The following is a 16,822-nucleotide window of genomic DNA, read 5'->3' as shown; positions in this document are numbered from 1 at the left end:
TCGCCCATCAAGGCTTCCCCTGTGGCGCGTTGACGACTATCTTGGGCAAGCCTCGCGGTTCCATCTATCCACTTTAAGCAGCACCAAAGCGCACCAAAAGAGTGCGCAAGGTCCCTTCATGACAGCGTCGACAGCTCTCCAGGTCCAGGCCTTCAACACCTTCGATGTGGCCGATCAGATCCGTGCCACCCCGGGTTGGGTGCAGCATTACCAGCAGATGTCGCCCGGGCATTTCGCCGGGCAGGTGCGCTATCTGGACCTGCAAGGGGTGCAGATCTACGAGGAATGCATGAACACCCGGGTCGAGCAGAATTTCAGCGCGCCCGAGGATTCCCTGGCGTTCTGTTTCGATCGCAGCGACAACGCCCTGTACCTGCTCAATGGCGAGAGCCGCAACATCTGGATCACCCCGGAGAACTACCAGGAAATCGCCGTGGTGTTCGGCCCGGAATTCGTCCGCGGCCATGGCCTCGACGCGCAGCGCCTCGACGGCCTGTTCCTGGCGCCGCTCAACTGCGGGCAGAACGCCTTGTTCAGCCGCTGGCTCAGCACGACCCTGACCCGCCTGTCGCAGACCCTCGACCCACCCAGCCGCGAAGCCCTGACCCAGCAGTTGCTCGAGGACTGCCTGTTTATCCTCGACAACGCCTGCGTGCGCCTGGACGGTGGCGGCCTGCGCCGGCGCGCCGAGGAGCGGGCGATCATGCAGCGGGTGGCGCAGTGGGCGGCGGACGGCCCGGAAGACAGCCTCAACCTGCTGGAGTTGGCGCAGGTGGCCGGGGTTTCCCTGCGCCAGTTGCAAGGCGCGTTCAAGGCCTTCGCCGGCATGGCGCCGACCCAGTGGCTGCGCCTGCGCCGGCTGAACAGTGCGCACCGCGAACTGCTGCGCCGCGGTCCGGACGAAACCACCGTGGCCGAGGTGGCCATGCGCTGGTCGTTCTGGCACCTCGGGCGGTTTTCCAGCAGCTACCGCGCGCTGTTCAAGGAACTGCCGAGCGAGACCCTGCGCCGCGGCCAGCGTTGAGCTATTCCTGACCGCGGGCCCGCAGGGTCGGCGCCATTTCCAGTGTCATGCGCGGGGATGCCTGTCTGCCGAAGGGCGGCGCTGGCCATTGCGGCTCGGCCGCGGCGGCTTGGGCTGGTCATCCTCGTGCGCGCTTCCCACAGGGTGGTCGCGCAGGTAGCGCCACAGTGCCTGGGCGATGGCATCGCCGTTGCCCCCCTTGCCGAAGACCTGCTGGCCGATGCTCAAGCCGAGCTGGCGGTAGCTTTCGAACTGCGCCTCGTCGAAGAACTGGTCGACGGTGGGCTGGTTGGGGAAGGACGTGTTGATCAGCGCGTAGTTCTGCACATCCGGCGATACCGAGGGGATCAGCCGGGGCTTGAGCACCAGGATGCGACTGACCAGGGTGTCCGGCTCGGTGCAGGCGTAGACGTTGAGCAGCAGCGCGCAATGCGGGTCCGCCGGCGACGGCGCGATCTTGAAGTCCTCCATGCGCCCGAACACTTTGCCCAGTACATCGTCCCCGACGATCTCTGCGTCTTCCCTGATCTCCAGGCCGTGGTCGATGCGCGCCAGGCGGATGAGATTGCTCAGATCGTCGAACCGGTAATCGGGATCGCAGCCACAGTCGCACATCACGATCAGCTCGACCTGGCGCTCCTGGCGCAGCAGTTCATAGGCCGCCGTGTTCTCGAAGTGGCCGCCGTCCGAGAGGTACTGATAGGCGCGCCGATGGCCATGGAAGTGCGCGGTCAGTTCGTAGAACAGGTAGGTCTGGGTCGGCAGCCAGCGCGACAGCTTCAGGCCCAGGGATTGCCTGGGCTTTTCCGGTTTAGTGTCGATAAAGCGGCTGGGCCACCAGTTGCCCAGGCGCACGTTGGCCAGGCCCAGCAGCAGCGACATGCCCAGGCTGGTGGCGCGCCCCAGGCCGGTGGTGAAGGCCGCGCCGGAAACGCCGATCCACTGGCCGATGGTCAGCGGGTAGGCGATTTCCGAAGCGGGGATATTCTCCAGGTCGCGCTGATAGACCTTGCCATCGAGGATGAAGGCCCCTTCGCCCTTGACGCTGCCCGGCGCCAGGCACAGCGGCTTGCCCTTGCGGTCGCGCTGCACCAGTTGCTCGGCGGGGTCGACCGTGAGGTTCATGGTCACGTTGATCAGGTGCAGCGGGCCGGCGTTCGGCGTGCCGTAGTAGTGCTCGACGCTGATGTCGTCGTTGCTCAGTGGCTCGGCCACGCTCATGTGCTTGCGCCGTTGCTCGGGCGTGCCGTCGAAGCGCTTGCCGTTGGTGGCGCCCATGTAGGCGCGGACCAGGCGCGCGCTGTAGTAGGACTGCAACGACGAGGTATTGAGGAAACCGACGAAGCGGCTGCTGACCCAGGTCAGGGCCGCTGCCACCCCGGCCAGCAGGGCCAGCCGCAGCACATAGCCGTCTTCCTGCAGGCGGATGCTGCCATCGGCGGTGACCCATATCACGAACAGCATCCACGCCAGGCAGACCGCCGCCAGCAACAGCAGGCCGCCGACCAGGCTCATGACCTCCAGGGGCAGCAGGCGCAGCCAGTCCGGCAGGCTCTTCTCGTCCCGCAACAGCGCCAGGCGGCGCACCAGCCAGATCAGCAGCGGGAGAATGCCGATGGAGCCCTGGGTCAGGGTCTGCAGGTGCAGGTAGATTGTTTCGGAGAGCGACACCAGGAACGCGGCGAACAGCAGTACCCCGAGAGCCATGATGATCTGCGACAGCACCCGGGTGACCTCGACCCGGTAGTTGCGCACGGTAAAGATCCCGTCTTCGTCGTTGGCCTTGCGGGTGCGGTATTTCAGGCGCCAGATCAGCAGCCAGGCGTAGGCGATGCCCAGCAGCGCGATGGCGGCGAACCCGAGGAACAGGTGGCGCACGTTGGGCCTGTCGTCCGGCTGTTGCAGCAGGGCCCAGATGCCGATGAAGACCAGCGCCATCACCGTGCAAGCCACGGCCGCCAGGTTGCTCAGGGCCGGAGGATTGCTCAGGCTGTTTTTCGGCAGCACCAGCCAGTAGGCCAGGCAGCAGGGCAGCAAGCCGAGGAGGAACACCGCGCCGGGCAGCAGGAACAGATTGGGCAGGTACTTCACTTGCAACAGCATCAGCAACGACAGGATCAGGACGATCGGCATGCCGATGACGAAGTGCAGCGACAGCCAGTTGCGCCAGGTGATCGCCAGGGCGTAGAGCGCGTCCCCCGAGCCGGTCGGGGTCAGGTAGCGGCCGTTCTCCCGGAGCCAGGCCGTGGGGCCCTTGCCGATGTCTTTGTCGCTGGCGTTGGCGTAGTCGGTGTGGGTGCTGATACGTCCCGGCGGCTCATAGTGCAGGACCTCATAGGCGTTGACCGCCGCGGTCCTGGCCGCTTGCTGGGCGGGCGACAGGTGCGAGGCTTCGGCGCGCTCCTGGGCCTGCTCCCGGCGCAGGCGATTGGGGATGAACAGGCTGGAGAAGAAACTGCCGATATAACCGCCGCCGCTGACCGTGCAGAGGTAGTCGAAACGCGGCAGCAGGGTGGTGGTGAGGTTGTCTTGCGGTGTCTTCGACGGTCGTGGGTTGGCCTGTTCCGGCGCATTGGCCCGGGCCATCGCCTGCAGCACCCCCAGGCAAAAGGTGGCGCTGCGGATGCCGCCCCCGGACAGCGCCAGCCCCCAGATCCTGGGAGGCTGGCCGGCCGGCGCGGCAAGGTATTTGAGACCCAATGCAGTACGGCGGTTCTCGATGCGCTTCCTTTCCCCCTCGTAGTGCTGGGTCGAGTCCATGATTGCTCCTTGCAAACTGAAGTAGTGGCATTGTGCAAATAGGATTAAAGCAGAACGCCGTCACATTTTTCCGAATACAAGGAGCAACTCGGGATGAAGTTCACGAAATATTCTTTATTTAGAAATGTAATTAAAAATCATCGGCTTAGAGAGTTAATGCGGCTGTATCAAGATCTATGAATGTCTTGACCGCAGCCTGCAACCGCCGTGTAACTTGCTTGTTACTTGAGGTCACTACTTTGCGTGGGTCGCTATTTCCCGCCCTGTAACTTCAAGGAATTCAACCGCGTATGCCTACTCTCACTCGCAGGAAGCTCATGCAGGCCGCCGCCATCGGCTCGGCCTTTACCTTACTGCCAGACTCCATCCGCCAGGCCCTGGCGATCCCCGCCAACAACCGCACCGGCACCATCCGCGACGTCGAGCACGTGGTGATCCTGATGCAGGAAAACCGCTCCTTCGACCATTACTTCGGCACCTTGCCCGGGGTCCGCGGTTTCAGCGACCGCTTCACCATCCCGCTGCCCGGCAAGCGTTCGGTGTGGGAGCAGCAGGGCATTGGGCGAGTGGTGTTGCCGTACCACCTGGACAGCTCGCGGGGCAACGCGCAGCGGGTCAACGGCACGCCGCATTCGTGGATCGACGAGCACGCGGCCTGGGGCAGCGGGCGCATGAGCGCCTGGCCGACCTTCAAGACCAACACGTCCATGGGCTACTACCGCGAGCAGGAGTTGCCGTTCCAGTTCGCCTTGGCCAACACCTTCACCCTGTGCGATGCCTACCACTGTTCGGTGCACGCCGGGACCAACCCCAACCGCCTGTTCCACTGGACCGGCACCAACGGCCCGACCGGCGCCAACGTGGCGGCGGTGGTCAACGAATGGGACGGCCCGGGCGCGGTGGACGTCGGCTACACCTGGAAAACCTACCCCGAGCGCCTGGAAGAGCGGGGCGTCAGCTGGAAGATCTACCAGTACCTGCCGGACAACTTCGGCGACAACCCGCTGGCCGGCTTCCGCCAGTACCGCCGCGCCAGCGTGGCGGCCGGCAACCCGGCGCAGCCGCCGGAAGACTTCACCGCCTTCGTGCCGTACAGCGATGCGCTGAATGCCCGGGTGCCGCTGTACAAGGGCAATGGCAACACCTTGCCGGCCCGTAGCGGCAGCGACCTGGAGGGCATGATCGCCGGGTTCCGCAACGATGTGCAGCAGGGCAAGCTGCCCAAGGTCAGCTGGATCGTCGCCCCGGCTACCTATTCCGAGCACCCGGGGCCGTCGAGCCCGGTGCAGGGCGGCTGGTTCACCCAGGAAATCCTCAAGGCGCTGACCGACAACCCCGAGGTCTGGAGCAAGACCGTGCTGCTGGTCAACTACGACGAGAACGACGGTTTCTTCGACCACCTGCCGTCGCCCTCGGCACCTTCACGCCGCTTGGACGGCAGCTTCGCCGGCAAGTCCACGGTGGATTTCGACAGTGAGGTGTTCACCCACCCGGCGCCACCGGGGACCACCCAGCAACCGCGTCCGGACGGCGGCATCTACGGCCCCGGCCCGCGGGTGCCGATGCTGGTGCTGTCGCCCTGGAGCCGTGGCGGCTGGGTCAACTCCCAGGCGTTCGACCACACCTCGGTCCTGCAATTTCTCGAGAAGCGCTTCGGCGTGCGCGAGCCGAACATCAGCGCCTGGCGGCGCGCGGTGTGCGGCGACCTGACCTCGGCCTTCAACTTCGTCAATCCCAACAGCGAAATCCTCCCGCCGCTGCACACCACCACCCGCCAGGCCGCGGACCTTTTGCGCCAGCGCCAGGAACAACTGGCCCAGGTGCCGCTGCCGGACCCCAGCCGCCAGCAACTGCCGCAGCAGCAACGCGTGGCCCGGCCATCGCGGGCCTTGCCGTATCGGCTGAATGTCGAGGCCAAGGCCAAGCGCAAGGCGTTGAGCCTGACCCTGAGCCTGCAGAACAGCGGCGAGCAGGGCGCGGTGTTCCATGTCTACGATCGCCTGCACCTGCTGGACATTCCCCGTCGCTATACGGTGGAGGCGGGCAAGCAGCTCAAGGACAGCTGGCAGACCGCGGGCCGCTACAAGCTGTGGCTGCTGGGGCCTAACGGCTTCCACCGCAGCTTCCACGGCAACCTGCTGGAGCGCCAGCCCGAGGTGTCGATGTTCAGCCGCGGCAACAACCTGCAGCTGACCCTGAGCAACCCGGGCAAGGAGCCGGTGTCGATCACCATCGAGCGTTGCCCCTACACCCATCAGGGGCCATGGCGTTTCGACGTGCCCGGGCGCAGCGAGGTCCACCAGATGTTCGCCTGCCAGGCCAGCGGCGGCTGGTACGACCTGACCCTGCGCGGCGAGGGCGGCTGGCTGCGGCGCCTGGCCGGGCGCCTGGAAACCGGTGCGCACAGCATCAGCGACCCGTTGATGGGCGTGTAAACCGCGCACCCGTGCCCGGCCCGCAAGGGGCCGGGCGCTGTTTCAGCAGCCGACCGGGTGCTTCACCTGGATCACTTCAGCCCTGGGACCCTGGTTCCAGAGCACCCGCCGATGTTCCCCAGCAGACGAAAACCAGAACCCAATCACACGAAAGGACTTGGTTTGCCTTATGAATATTAATTAGAATCAGTCTCATTTGAATAATCCTTCGCGCAGGGCTCTTGACATGATTGAAGCAGCGACGCCACCGGAGCAAAGCCTACATGCCCTGTACCGCGACCATCGCAGCTGGCTCGAGAGCTGGTTGCGCCAGCGCATGGGCAACGCCTGGGATGCGGCGGACCTGAGCCAGGACACCTTCCTGCGCGTGCTCACCAGTTCCCAGCAACTGGTCGACCTGCGCGAGCCGCGGGCCTATCTGGTGACCGTGGGCAAGCGCCTGCTGAGCAACTTCTACACCCGGCGCAAACTGGAGCAGGCTTACCTGGACGCGCTGGCCAGCCTGCCCGAAGACAGCGTGCCGTCCCCGGAACAGCGCTGGGTGCTGCTGGAAACCCTGCAAGCCCTCGACGAATTGCTCGACGGCCTGCCGCCCCTGGTGCGCCGGGCGTTTCTCTGGAGCCAGCTGGAAGGGCTGGGCTACCGCGAGATCGCCGAACGCCTCGACGTCTCGGAACGCACCGTCAAGCGCTACATGGCCCAGGCCTACGAACATTGCCTGCTGGTGGAGCTGTGATGCGCTCGGCGCCGTCCAGCGAAACCCGCGAGGTGGCCCGCGCGGCGGCCCAGTGGCTGGCGCTGCTGGAGTCCGGCGCGGCCAACGCCGACGATCACGCGCGCCTGCAGCACTGGCGCAACAGCAACAGCCAGAACGAAAGCGCCTGGCAGAAGGCGCAGCTGCTGCGCCAGCGTTTCTCCGCGCTGCCCTCGGCCCTGGCGCTGGCCACCCTGGATCGTCCCGAGCCGTCGCGGCGCGCGGTACTCAAGCGCGCCCTCGGCGTCGCCGCACTGGTGCCGACCGCCTGGCTGCTGGGGCGCCAGTTGCCCCTGGACGTATGGCGCGCCGACCTGCAGACCGGCACCGGCGAACATCGCAAATTATCCCTGGCCGATGGCAGCGCCTTGCAGTTGAACACCGCCAGCGCGGTCAACGTCGACCTGGGCGCCCGGCAGGTGACCCTGGTGCGCGGCGAGATGGCGCTCAAGGTCACCGGCAGCGCGCCGCTGACCATCCAGGCGCCTTATGGCCGCATCGTTGTCAGCCGCAGCGAAGTCTGCGTGCGCCTCAATGAACATGATTGCCGGGTGTCGGTGGTCAGCGGCTCGGTGCAGCTGCAACCCTTGTTCGGCCCGCAACTGCAGTTGGGCGAAGGCCAGCGGGTGCGACTGCGGGTGGACGGCGCCGGGCAGATCGATGCCTTCGATGCGCAGTTGCCGGGCTGGCGCGACGGCGTGCTGATGGCGCAGAACCAGCCCCTGGGGGATTTCCTGCGCGAGCTCGGTCGTTATCGCCCGGGCCTGCTGCGCTGGGAACCGGAACTGGAAGCCCTGCGCGTCACCGGCAGCTTCCGTCTCGACAACACCGACCGCGTGCTGTCGCTGCTGGCCGCCAGCCTGCCGCTGGAGGTGCATTCGCGCACCCGTTATTGGGTCACCCTGACTTCGGCCAAAGAAATCCCGCCGACAAACCCCCCGCAAAAAAATATTGGCTGAAGCCTGTCCCTTTTTTTCGCCTCGCCGGTCATTCCAGGTAAGTGAACAAAAAAACGAGAGCTTCCTCCCATGCCCGTAGTATTGCCATACCGTTTGCGTCCGGTTTCCCCCGGACTGTTGCAGTTGGGCCTCATCCTGACACTCAGTTCCAGCCCGTTATTCATCCAGGCCAGTTGGGCCGACGACGCCGCGCGGCGCAGCTATCAGGTGCCGGCCGGCCCGCTGAGTGCCGCGCTGACCCGTTTCGCCGGCCTCGCCGGGGTCAACCTGTCGGTGGACCCGCAGCTGGTCAGCGGCCGCAACAGCAGCGGCCTGTCCGGCGAGTACGGGGTGGAGGAGGGCTTTGCCCGCTTGCTGCAAGGCTCCGGCCTGCAACTGCAACCGGTGGGTGAGCAGGCGTACATCCTGACCCCGGCTCCGCAAGGCAGCAGCCTGCAACTGGCGCCGACTTCGATTCTCGGCGCCAGCGGCGCGACCGACAGCGACGTCTTCGCCGGTGGCCAGGTGGCGCGCCGTGGCTCGCAAGGCCTGCTGGGCTCGAAGGACTTCATGGAAACGCCGTTCAGCATGACCACCTACACCAGCGAAGTGGTGAAGAACCAGCAGGCGCGGACCCTCGGCGACCTGATCGCCAGCGACCCCTCGGTGCGCGCCACCAACCCGGCGGGCGGCCGCTACGAGCAGTTCACCATCCGCGGCTTCAGCCTGTTCAACAGCGATGTCGCCTACAACGGCCTGTACGGCGTGCTGCCGACCTACACCATCGACATGGAAATGGCCGACCGGGTGGACATCCTCAAGGGCCCGACCCAGTTGATCAACGGCATCTCGCCGCGGGGCAGCGTCGGCGGCGGGATCAACGTGGTGCCCAAGCGCGCCACCGACAAGCCCATCACCGAATTCACCGGCAGCTATGCCTCCGACAGCCAGCTCGGCGGCGCGGTGGACATCGGCCGGCGCTTCGGCGAGGACAACAAGTTCGGCGTGCGCCTGAACGCGGTCAAGCAGTCCGGCGACACCGAATGGGATCACCAGAGCGTCGACCGCGAGATGGCGGTGCTGGGCCTGGACTTCCGTGGCGAACGCCTGCGCCTGTCGACCGACATCGGCCACACCGAGCGCGACACCGACGCGCCCCAGGAGCGGGTGCAGATAGGCGCCAACGCCAAGGTGCCGGACGCGGATGACGTGCGGCACAACTATGCGCAGTCCTGGAGCAAGGCACGCACCAAGGACACCTTCGGCACGGTCAACGCCGAATACGACGTCAACGACTCGATCATGCTGTACGGCGGCGTCGGCGCGCGCAAAAGCAACCACGACTTCCTCCGGCATGCCGTGTCGATCACCAACGACGCCGGCGACTTCAGCGTGCAGCCGCGCGACTTCACCCGCGACGAAAACGTGCGCACCACCACGGCGGGCGTGCGCAGCTGGTTCCACACCGGCCCGGTGAGCCATGAGGTCAACCTGGCGGCCAGCTACTTCTACATGGATTTCGAAAACGGCGGCGCGCGCTATGCCGCGTCTCCCAGCAACCTCTACAACCCGCGGCCGACGCCGACCCCGTCGCGGCCGACGCGTTTCGACCCCAAGGTCTACACCGAGAACCGCTTCAGCGGCGTGGCGCTGTCCGACACCCTGGGCTTCTTCGATGACCGCCTGCTGCTGACCCTCGGCGCGCGCTGGCAGCGGGTCAAGGTCGACGACTGGAGCGACGGCGTCAAAGGCGACACCGCCTACGACGAGGAAAAGGTCTCGCCTTCGGGTGGCCTGCTGTTCAAGGCCACCGATCAGTTGTCGCTGTACGTCAACTACATGGAAGGCCTGAGCCAGGGCAAGATCGCGCCGTCGACCTCGATCAACGAAGACGAAATCTTCCCGCCGTTCATCAGCCGCCAGGTCGAGGCCGGCGCCAAGTATGACGCCGGGGCCTTCGCCCTGACCGCCGCGGTGTTCCGCATCAAGCAGCCGGCCTACGAGACCAACGCCACCACCCGGGTCTTCGGCCCGAACGGCAAGCGCCAGAACGACGGCGTCGAGCTCAGCGTGTTCGGCGAACCGCTCAAGGGCTTCCGCCTGCTGGGCGGGGTGATGTACATCGACAGCGAACTGAAGGACACCACCAACGGCACCTTCGACGGCAACCGCGCGCCGGCCACGCCGAAGTACAACGTCAACCTGGGGGCCGAATGGGACGTGCCGAAGGTCCAGGGCCTGACCCTGACCGCGCGCGGCATCTATTCCAGCTCGCAGTACCTGGACCAGGCCAACAGCAAGGAAATCGACTCCTGGGAACGTTTCGACCTGGGCGCGCGCTACGCCTTCAAGCTCGACGACAAGGACATCACCTTGCGCGCCAATGTCGAGAACGTGCTGGACAAGCGTTACTGGAGTTCGGCCGGGGCCTCGGACGACAGCGAGCCGGGCTTGACCCTGGCGACGCCACGGACCCTGTTGCTCTCGGCAACCGTGGGTTTCTAAGAAACGATGCGGACTGGCGCCACAGGGAAGGGCGCACCGCCGTGTTGGTCATGACCGGTTCCTTTGGTCGAGGAAGAAAGTATGCCCGTTATCAGTTGATCAACTTGCTCGCCTCTTGAATGAGGTGTTGGCCATTTAATGGCAACTAATGAAGTTGTCGGAAAGATGGCAATAACATGGCAGTTTCATACGTCATAAATGACGTTTTACCAAGTTTATCAACTTGGTTTTCGGCGTGGGCGCGATAGTTGACTTATATCTGCAAGTAGCATGCGACTATTCCAAATAAGTTTGAATAAGTAGTTGCGTGTTTTTATTAATGATAATAATTTGCATGTCGAATTTAACGAGGGTGAACAGATGTTGAATGATGGCATATTGCGCACTAGTCCTCTGCAAAAGACCAATGCCGACTATCTGGCCCGGCAAGGCAAGTTCGAATCCAATGTGCGCAGTTATCCGCGCAAGTTGCCGCTGGCCATCGCCAAGGCGCATGGGGTCTGGGTCACCGACGTCGAAGGCAAGACCTACCTGGACTGCCTGGCCGGCGCCGGCACCCTGGCCCTGGGGCACAACCACCCGGCGGTCATGGCCAGTCTCGACAGTTTCCTGGCCTCGGGCCTGCCCATGCACACCCTGGACCTGACCACCGCGGTCAAGGACGCTTTCAGCGAAACCCTGCTCAGCCTGCTGCCGGGCCAGGGCCGCGACTACTGCCTGCAATTCTGCGGGCCGTCCGGGGCGGACGCGGTGGAAGCGGCGTTGAAGCTGGCCAAGACCCATACCGGGCGGCACAACGTCATCAGTTTCTCCGGGGCCTACCACGGCATGACCCACGGCGCCCTGGCGCTGACCGGCAATACCGCGCCCAAGCACGCCATCGCCGGCCTGATGCCGGGCGTGCAGTTCATGCCGTACCCCCACGAATACCGCTGCCCGCTGGGGATCGGCGGCGAGGCCGGGGTCGAGGCGCTGACCCATTACTTCACCCAGTTCATCGAAGACGTGGAAAGCGGCGTGTCGCTGCCGGCGGCGGTGATTCTCGAGGCGGTGCAGGGCGAGGGCGGGGTCAACTGCGCGCCGGCCAGCTGGCTGCGGGCGATCCGCGAAGTGACCCGCCAGCACGGCATCGTGCTGATCCTCGACGAAGTGCAGGCCGGCTTTGCCCGCACCGGCAAGATGTTCGCCTTCGAGCACGCCGGCATCGAGCCGGACATGATCGTCATGTCCAAGGCGGTGGGCGGCGGCCTGCCGATGGCGGTGCTGGGCATCAAGCGCGAATTCGATGCCTGGGAGCCGGGCAACCACGCCGGCACCTTCCGCGGCAACCAGATGGCCATGGCCGCGGGCCTGGCGACCCTGCAGGTGTTGCGCGAGCAGAACATCGCGGCCCTGGCCGAGCGCCGCGGGCAGTGGCTCAAGGAGCAGCTGATGGCCTTGCAGCCGAGCTATCCGGCCCTCGGCCAGGTGCGCGGGCGTGGCCTGATGCTGGGCATCGAGATCGTCGACGAACGCCAGCCGGCCGACCGCCACGGGCATTTCCCCTCGGACCCGGGCCTGGCCGTGGCCATCCAGCAGCACTGCTTCAAACAGGGCCTGCTGCTGGAGCGCGGCGGACGCCGCGGCAATGTGATCCGCCTGTTGCCGCCGCTGGTCATCGACGACGAACAGTGCCAGCAAGTTATCCAGCGATTTACTCGCGCAATGGCGGACGCCTTATTGCAGGCACGTGCTTGAAGTGCTGTTTTTGAAATGAAGCGTATTCGATGAAAGTGTGTCGTTTTTCACACTTTTAAGTCTTGATTGAATAACTGTCAGGTGACAGGTTTTTCTTGTTCAAGGTTGCAGGAAAGTGCAAGCGGACGAGTTCGTTCGACGGGTATCTGTCGGCTTTCGGTATGGCCGAAGAGCAACTAACTATTTGCCGCGACAGTACGCAGCCAGTGACCGCACGGGCTACTGTGGAGCATGTATGAATTATTCAGATCGCGATGTTTTATCAAAGCGTGTTTTATCGAAGATGGTCAGTGAGCTGGCGACCACTCGCGCCTTGCTCAATTGCCTGATCAAAGAGTTCGCCTTGCCGGAAAACTGCCTCAGTTACAGCTGGCCGACACAGATGCAGGGCATCGCGCCCGGCAGTTACCTGGACGGCCTGGAATGGAAGGGCATTCCGCTGACCATCGACCTGCCCAACCGGCAGCAGTTCTTCGTCATGGTCGACCGCCGCGACCACCTGGGCAGCCACCGTTACCTGTCGGACGTGTATGCCCGGCGCGAAGCAGGCGAGACCTGGCGCTGCCTGGCCTTTGCCGAGTTCGTCGAGCAACTGCTCGGCGCCTGCGAACACATGACCCGGGCCAGCAACGACGAGCTGCTGGACCAGGTGCTGCAAAGCCAGTCGCTGACCGCCGCCATCGTCGCCCACAACATGGACGGCCAGGGCCCGGCGCCGCTGAGCGGCTATCTGGCCAGCGAGCAGGGCCTGTGGTTCGGCCACCCCAACCATCCGGCGCCCAAGGCGCGGCTGTGGCCGGCACACCTGGCCCAGGAAACCTATGCCCCGGAATTCCAGGCCGAGACCGCGCTGCATCTGTTCGAGGTGCCGCGCCAGGGCCTGCGGGTGACCGCCAGCGGCCTCAGCGAAGAGCAGGTGATGGCCGGTTTCGCCGACCAGGGCCGGACGCGCCCGGGGCACGCGATGATCTGCATGCACCCGGTGCAGGCCGAGCTGTTCATGCAGGACCGCCGCGTGCAGCGCTTGCTGGAGCTGGGCGAGGTGATCGACCACGGGCCGACTGGGCCGCTCGCCAGCCCGACGGCCTCGATGCGCACCTGGTACATCGAGGACCACGACTTTTTCATCAAGGGCTCGCTGAACGTGCGCATCACCAATTGCGTGCGCAAGAACGCCTGGTACGAGCTGGAAAGCACGCTGATCATCGACCAGCTGTTCCAGCGCCTGCAGCGGACCCAGGCCGAGACCCTCGGCGGGCTGTCGGCGGTGGCCGAGCCGGGTTCCATGAGCTGGGCGCCGGCCCAGGCCAGCGAAGCCGACGCCCACTGGTTTCGCGAACAGACCGGGGCGATCCTGCGGGAGAACTTCTGCCGCCGCGCCGGTGCCGAGCGCAGCGTGATGGCCGGCACCCTGTTTGCCCGCGACATCCATTCGCGGCCGCTGGTGCATGACTTCCTGCAAGGCTTCAACGCCCGCGAACTGGCGGACGAGCAACTGGTGGACTGGTTCGACCAGTATCAGGCGTTGCTGCTGCGGCCGGTGCTGGCGCTGTTTTTCAACCACGGCGTGGTGATGGAGCCGCACCTGCAGAACACTGTGCTGATCCACGACCAGGGCCAGCCGCGACAGTTGCTGCTGCGGGACTTCGAGGGGGTCAAGCTCACCGACGAACTGGGTATGGCGCAGATCGAGGTCGGCCTGCACCCGCGGGTGCGCCAGTCGCTGCTGTATTCCCGCGAGCAGGGCTGGAGCCGGATCACCTATTGCCTGCTGATCAACAACCTGTCGGAAGCGGTGCTGGCCCTGAGTTGGGAACGCCCGCACCTGGCGCCGCTGATGTGGCAACGGGTCGAGCAACAGCTGCGGCGCATCCGTGACGAGCTGGTACGCCCGGCGCCGGAGCTGGACGCGCTGATCGCCGGCCAGCCGATTGCCTGCAAGACCAACCTCAAGGTGCGCCTGGCCGCCAAGGCCGACCGCCAGGCCGGCTACGTCAGCCTGAGTTCGCCGTGGAGCGAGGAGGCCCGTTATGGCTGAGTTGTCCCAGGCGGTCCTGCGCGCCATCGACCAGGCCCGGGCCGGCAGCGCCGATCCGCTGGCGGCCTTCATCTACGACCTGGACGCCTTGCAGGCCCATGTGCGCCAGGTAATGGCAGCGTTGCCGGCCGGGGTCGAGCTGTATTACGCGATCAAGGCCAACAGCGAGGCGCCAGTGCTGGCGGCGCTGGCCCCGCTGGTCAGTGGTTTCGAGATTTCCTCGGGCGGCGAGATCGAGCGGGTGGTGGCCTGTCCGACCCGCAAACCCTATGTGTTTTCCGGCCCGGGCAAGCTCGATTCCGACCTGCGCGCGGCCCTGGCCCATCAGGTGGAAGCCGTGCACCTGGAAAGCCTCAACGAGATCGAGCGCCTGCAACGCCTGGCCGAAGAAGCCGGGCGGGTGCAGCCGGTATTCATCCGCATCAACCCGCAGTTGCCGCAGAACCAGTCGAGCCGGCTGGCCATGGCCGGCACCGCCACGCCGTTTGGCATCGACGAGGCGGAACTGGCCGAGGCCGTGCAAAGGGTCGACCGCGCCAGCCACCTGCGCCTCAAGGGTTTCCATGTGCACGCCATGTCCCACCAGCAGTCGGTGGAGCGCCATGAGCAGTTGCTGGACTTCTACCTGCAACGCTGGCCGCTGTGGAAGGCCCTGGCGGCGCATCCCGAGCAACTGACCCACCTGAATGTCGGCGGCGGCATCGGCGTCGATTACCTGAGTGGCCAGCAGTTCGACTGGCAGCGCCTGTGCCGCTACCTGGAACGCCGGCTGGCGGAGCAGGGCAGCGAGGCACCGATCCTGCGCTTCGAGCCGGGGCGCTTTATCAGTGCTTTTTGCGGTTACTACGTGATCGAGGTGCTGGACACCAAGACCAGCCACGGCGAGCACTTCCTGGTGTGCCGCGGCGGCACCCACCAGTTCCGCCTGCCCGCGGCGCAGAGCCACGACCACCCGCTGATTCACCTGCCGCGCACGCCGCAGCCGGCGCACAGCACAGAGCAGGCCTGGACCGTGGTCGGCCAGCTGTGCACGCCCAAGGATGTGCTGAGCCGGGCCCAGCCGCTCAAGGGCGTCAGCGTCGGCGACCTGCTGGTGCTGCCGATGGCCGGGGCCTATGGCTACAACATTTCCCACGCCGACTTCCTCTGTCATCCACGGCCAGCGCAGCACTTCCTGCGCCAGGGTGAATTGCTCGAAGGAGCCGGTCTGTGAGTTTCAAGGCACCGCGCGCTTGGGTGGTGGTCAACGTGCTGCTCGGCACTATGACCGTCAGCCTCAACAACAGCTCGCTGAACCCGGCGCTGCCGGCGTTCATGCAGGCGTTCGCCATCGGCCCGCTGATGGCCACCTGGATAGTCGCGGCCTTCATGACCAGCATGGGCATGACCATGCCGCTGACCAGCTTCCTCAGCCAGCGCCTGGGCCGGCGACGCCTGTACCTGTGGGGCGTGGCGCTGTTTATCGGCGGTTCGCTGCTCGGTGCCCAGGCCGATTCCATCGCCCTGGTGATCGCCGCGCGGGTGGTGCAGGGGATCGCCAGCGGGCTGATGATCCCGCTGTCCCTGGCGATCATCTTCGCGGTGTACGCCAAGGACGAGCGCGGTCGGGTCACCGGCCTGTGGGGCGCGGCTGTGATGCTGGCGCCGGCGGTGGGCCCGCTGTGCGGCAGCCTGCTGCTGGAGTGGTTCAGCTGGCGCTCGCTGTTTTTGATGAACGTGCCGATCGGCGTCGTCGCGCTGCTGATGGGGCTTGCGGTCTTGCCGGCTTCCGAGCCGGCCGAGCGCAAGCCGTTCGACCTGGCCGGCTACCTGCTGATCGCCTCGGGCATCGGCCTGCTGATGATCGCCATCAGTCGCCTGCATCACGCCGCCGGGCTGATGGACCCTATGAACCTGGGAATGCTGCTGGTAGCGCTGCTGTGCCTGGTGGCCTTTGTCCGCCTGGAGCTGCGCCGCGAGGCGCCGCTGCTCAACCTGCGGATCTTCGCCCTGCGCGGTTACCGCCTGAGCGTGATCATCGCCGTGGTGCAGTCGGTGGGCATGTTCGAGTGCCTGGTGCTGCTGCCGTTGCTGGTACAGACGGTGCTCGGCTACAGCGCCATCTGGACCGGCCTGGCGCTGCTGTGCACGGCGGTGTTCGCCAGCCTGTTCGGGCGCATGGGCGGCAGCGCCCTGGATCGCCACGGGCCGCGCCGGGTGGTGTCCATCGGCCTGCTGCTGACCGGGCTGTCGACCCTGGCGCTGGGTTTGCTCCCGGCCAATGCGGCGATCGGCCTGGTGTTCGCGCTGATGATGCTGCGCGGCGCCGGCCTGGGCCTGTCCTACATGCCGGTGACCACCGCCGGGCTGAATGCCTTGCCCGAGCCGATGGTCACCCAGGGCGCGGCGATGAACAACATCTCGCGGCGCCTGGTGTCGTCCCTGGGCATTGTCATCGCCTCGCTGTGGCTGGAGTTCCGCCTGGTCGATGGCGGCGTGCAGGCCCAGGCGGGCATGTCATCCGCCATCAGCGAGGTGTTCGTGGCCACCGGCCTGCTGATCCTGCTGGCGTTGCCCTGCGCCTGGCGTTTTCCCCTTTCCGACGAGACCGCCGAGGCTGTGCCCGGCGCCCTCGAACACCGTTAACCCTTC

10 protein-coding genes are annotated in these 16,822 nt (G+C 65.7%); 9 read left to right on the top strand and 1 reads right to left on the bottom strand.

The features are described 5' to 3' along the window. The first annotated feature begins 118 nt into the window (after positions 1–118). Positions 119–1,024 carry a helix-turn-helix domain-containing protein gene (locus J4E58_RS24705; RefSeq protein WP_009043999.1) on the top strand — a complete coding sequence of 302 codons (906 nt, stop codon included), beginning with the start codon at positions 119–121 and terminating at the stop codon, positions 1,022–1,024. A 45-nt stretch (positions 1,025–1,069) separates the two neighbouring features. Here J4E58_RS24705 and J4E58_RS24700 read toward each other — a convergent pair whose 3' ends face one another. Next, positions 1,070–3,784 carry a hypothetical protein gene (locus tag J4E58_RS24700; RefSeq protein WP_087090876.1) on the bottom strand — a complete coding sequence of 905 codons (2,715 nt, stop codon included), beginning with the start codon at positions 3,782–3,784 and terminating at the stop codon, positions 1,070–1,072. A 290-nt stretch (positions 3,785–4,074) separates the two neighbouring features. Here J4E58_RS24700 and J4E58_RS24695 point away from each other — a divergent pair, with 290 nt between their 5' ends. The 8 genes from J4E58_RS24695 to J4E58_RS24660 all read left to right on the top strand — a co-directional run bounded on the left by J4E58_RS24695 (position 4,075) and on the right by J4E58_RS24660 (position 16,816). Then, a complete protein-coding gene (locus tag J4E58_RS24695; protein ID WP_037034589.1) occupies positions 4,075–6,219 on the top strand; it encodes a phosphocholine-specific phospholipase C in 2,145 nt (714 codons plus the stop codon). A gap of 226 nt (positions 6,220–6,445) precedes the next feature. Then, positions 6,446–6,955 (top strand): sigma-70 family RNA polymerase sigma factor, encoded by a 510-nt coding sequence (locus J4E58_RS24690; protein WP_007925423.1) that lies wholly within the window; start codon positions 6,446–6,448, stop codon positions 6,953–6,955. Then, complete coding sequence (locus J4E58_RS24685; RefSeq protein WP_087090877.1) at positions 6,955–7,932, top strand: FecR domain-containing protein; 978 nt, start codon at positions 6,955–6,957, stop codon at positions 7,930–7,932. Before J4E58_RS24690 ends, J4E58_RS24685 begins: the two co-directional genes overlap by 1 nt. Positions 7,933–8,001: 69 nt before the next feature. Then, a complete protein-coding gene (locus tag J4E58_RS24680) occupies positions 8,002–10,416 on the top strand; it encodes a TonB-dependent receptor (RefSeq protein ID WP_007925425.1) in 2,415 nt (804 codons plus the stop codon). Between the two features lie 360 nt (positions 10,417–10,776). Then, a complete protein-coding gene (locus J4E58_RS24675) occupies positions 10,777–12,153 on the top strand; it encodes a diaminobutyrate--2-oxoglutarate transaminase (protein WP_087091166.1) in 1,377 nt (458 codons plus the stop codon). A gap of 235 nt (positions 12,154–12,388) precedes the next feature. Further along, positions 12,389–14,191 carry an IucA/IucC family siderophore biosynthesis protein gene (locus J4E58_RS24670; RefSeq protein ID WP_087090878.1) on the top strand — a complete coding sequence of 601 codons (1,803 nt, stop codon included), beginning with the start codon at positions 12,389–12,391 and terminating at the stop codon, positions 14,189–14,191. Further along, on the top strand, positions 14,184–15,404 hold the full coding sequence (locus J4E58_RS24665) for a type III PLP-dependent enzyme (protein ID WP_087090879.1): 1,221 nt from the start codon (positions 14,184–14,186) through the stop codon (positions 15,402–15,404). The genes J4E58_RS24670 and J4E58_RS24665 overlap by 8 nt, the downstream gene beginning before the upstream one ends. Continuing rightward, complete coding sequence (locus tag J4E58_RS24660; protein WP_087090880.1) at positions 15,401–16,816, top strand: DHA2 family efflux MFS transporter permease subunit; 1,416 nt, start codon at positions 15,401–15,403, stop codon at positions 16,814–16,816. The genes J4E58_RS24665 and J4E58_RS24660 overlap by 4 nt, the downstream gene beginning before the upstream one ends. Positions 16,817–16,822: the final 6 nt, after the last annotated feature.

This window comes from Pseudomonas sp. FW305-25, assembly GCF_017351415.1.
GTDB classification, from domain to species: domain Bacteria; phylum Pseudomonadota; class Gammaproteobacteria; order Pseudomonadales; family Pseudomonadaceae; genus Aquipseudomonas; species Aquipseudomonas chlororaphis.
The sequence above is the reverse complement of the archived record's forward strand: the minus strand, read 5'-3'. Positions and strand labels throughout refer to the sequence as shown.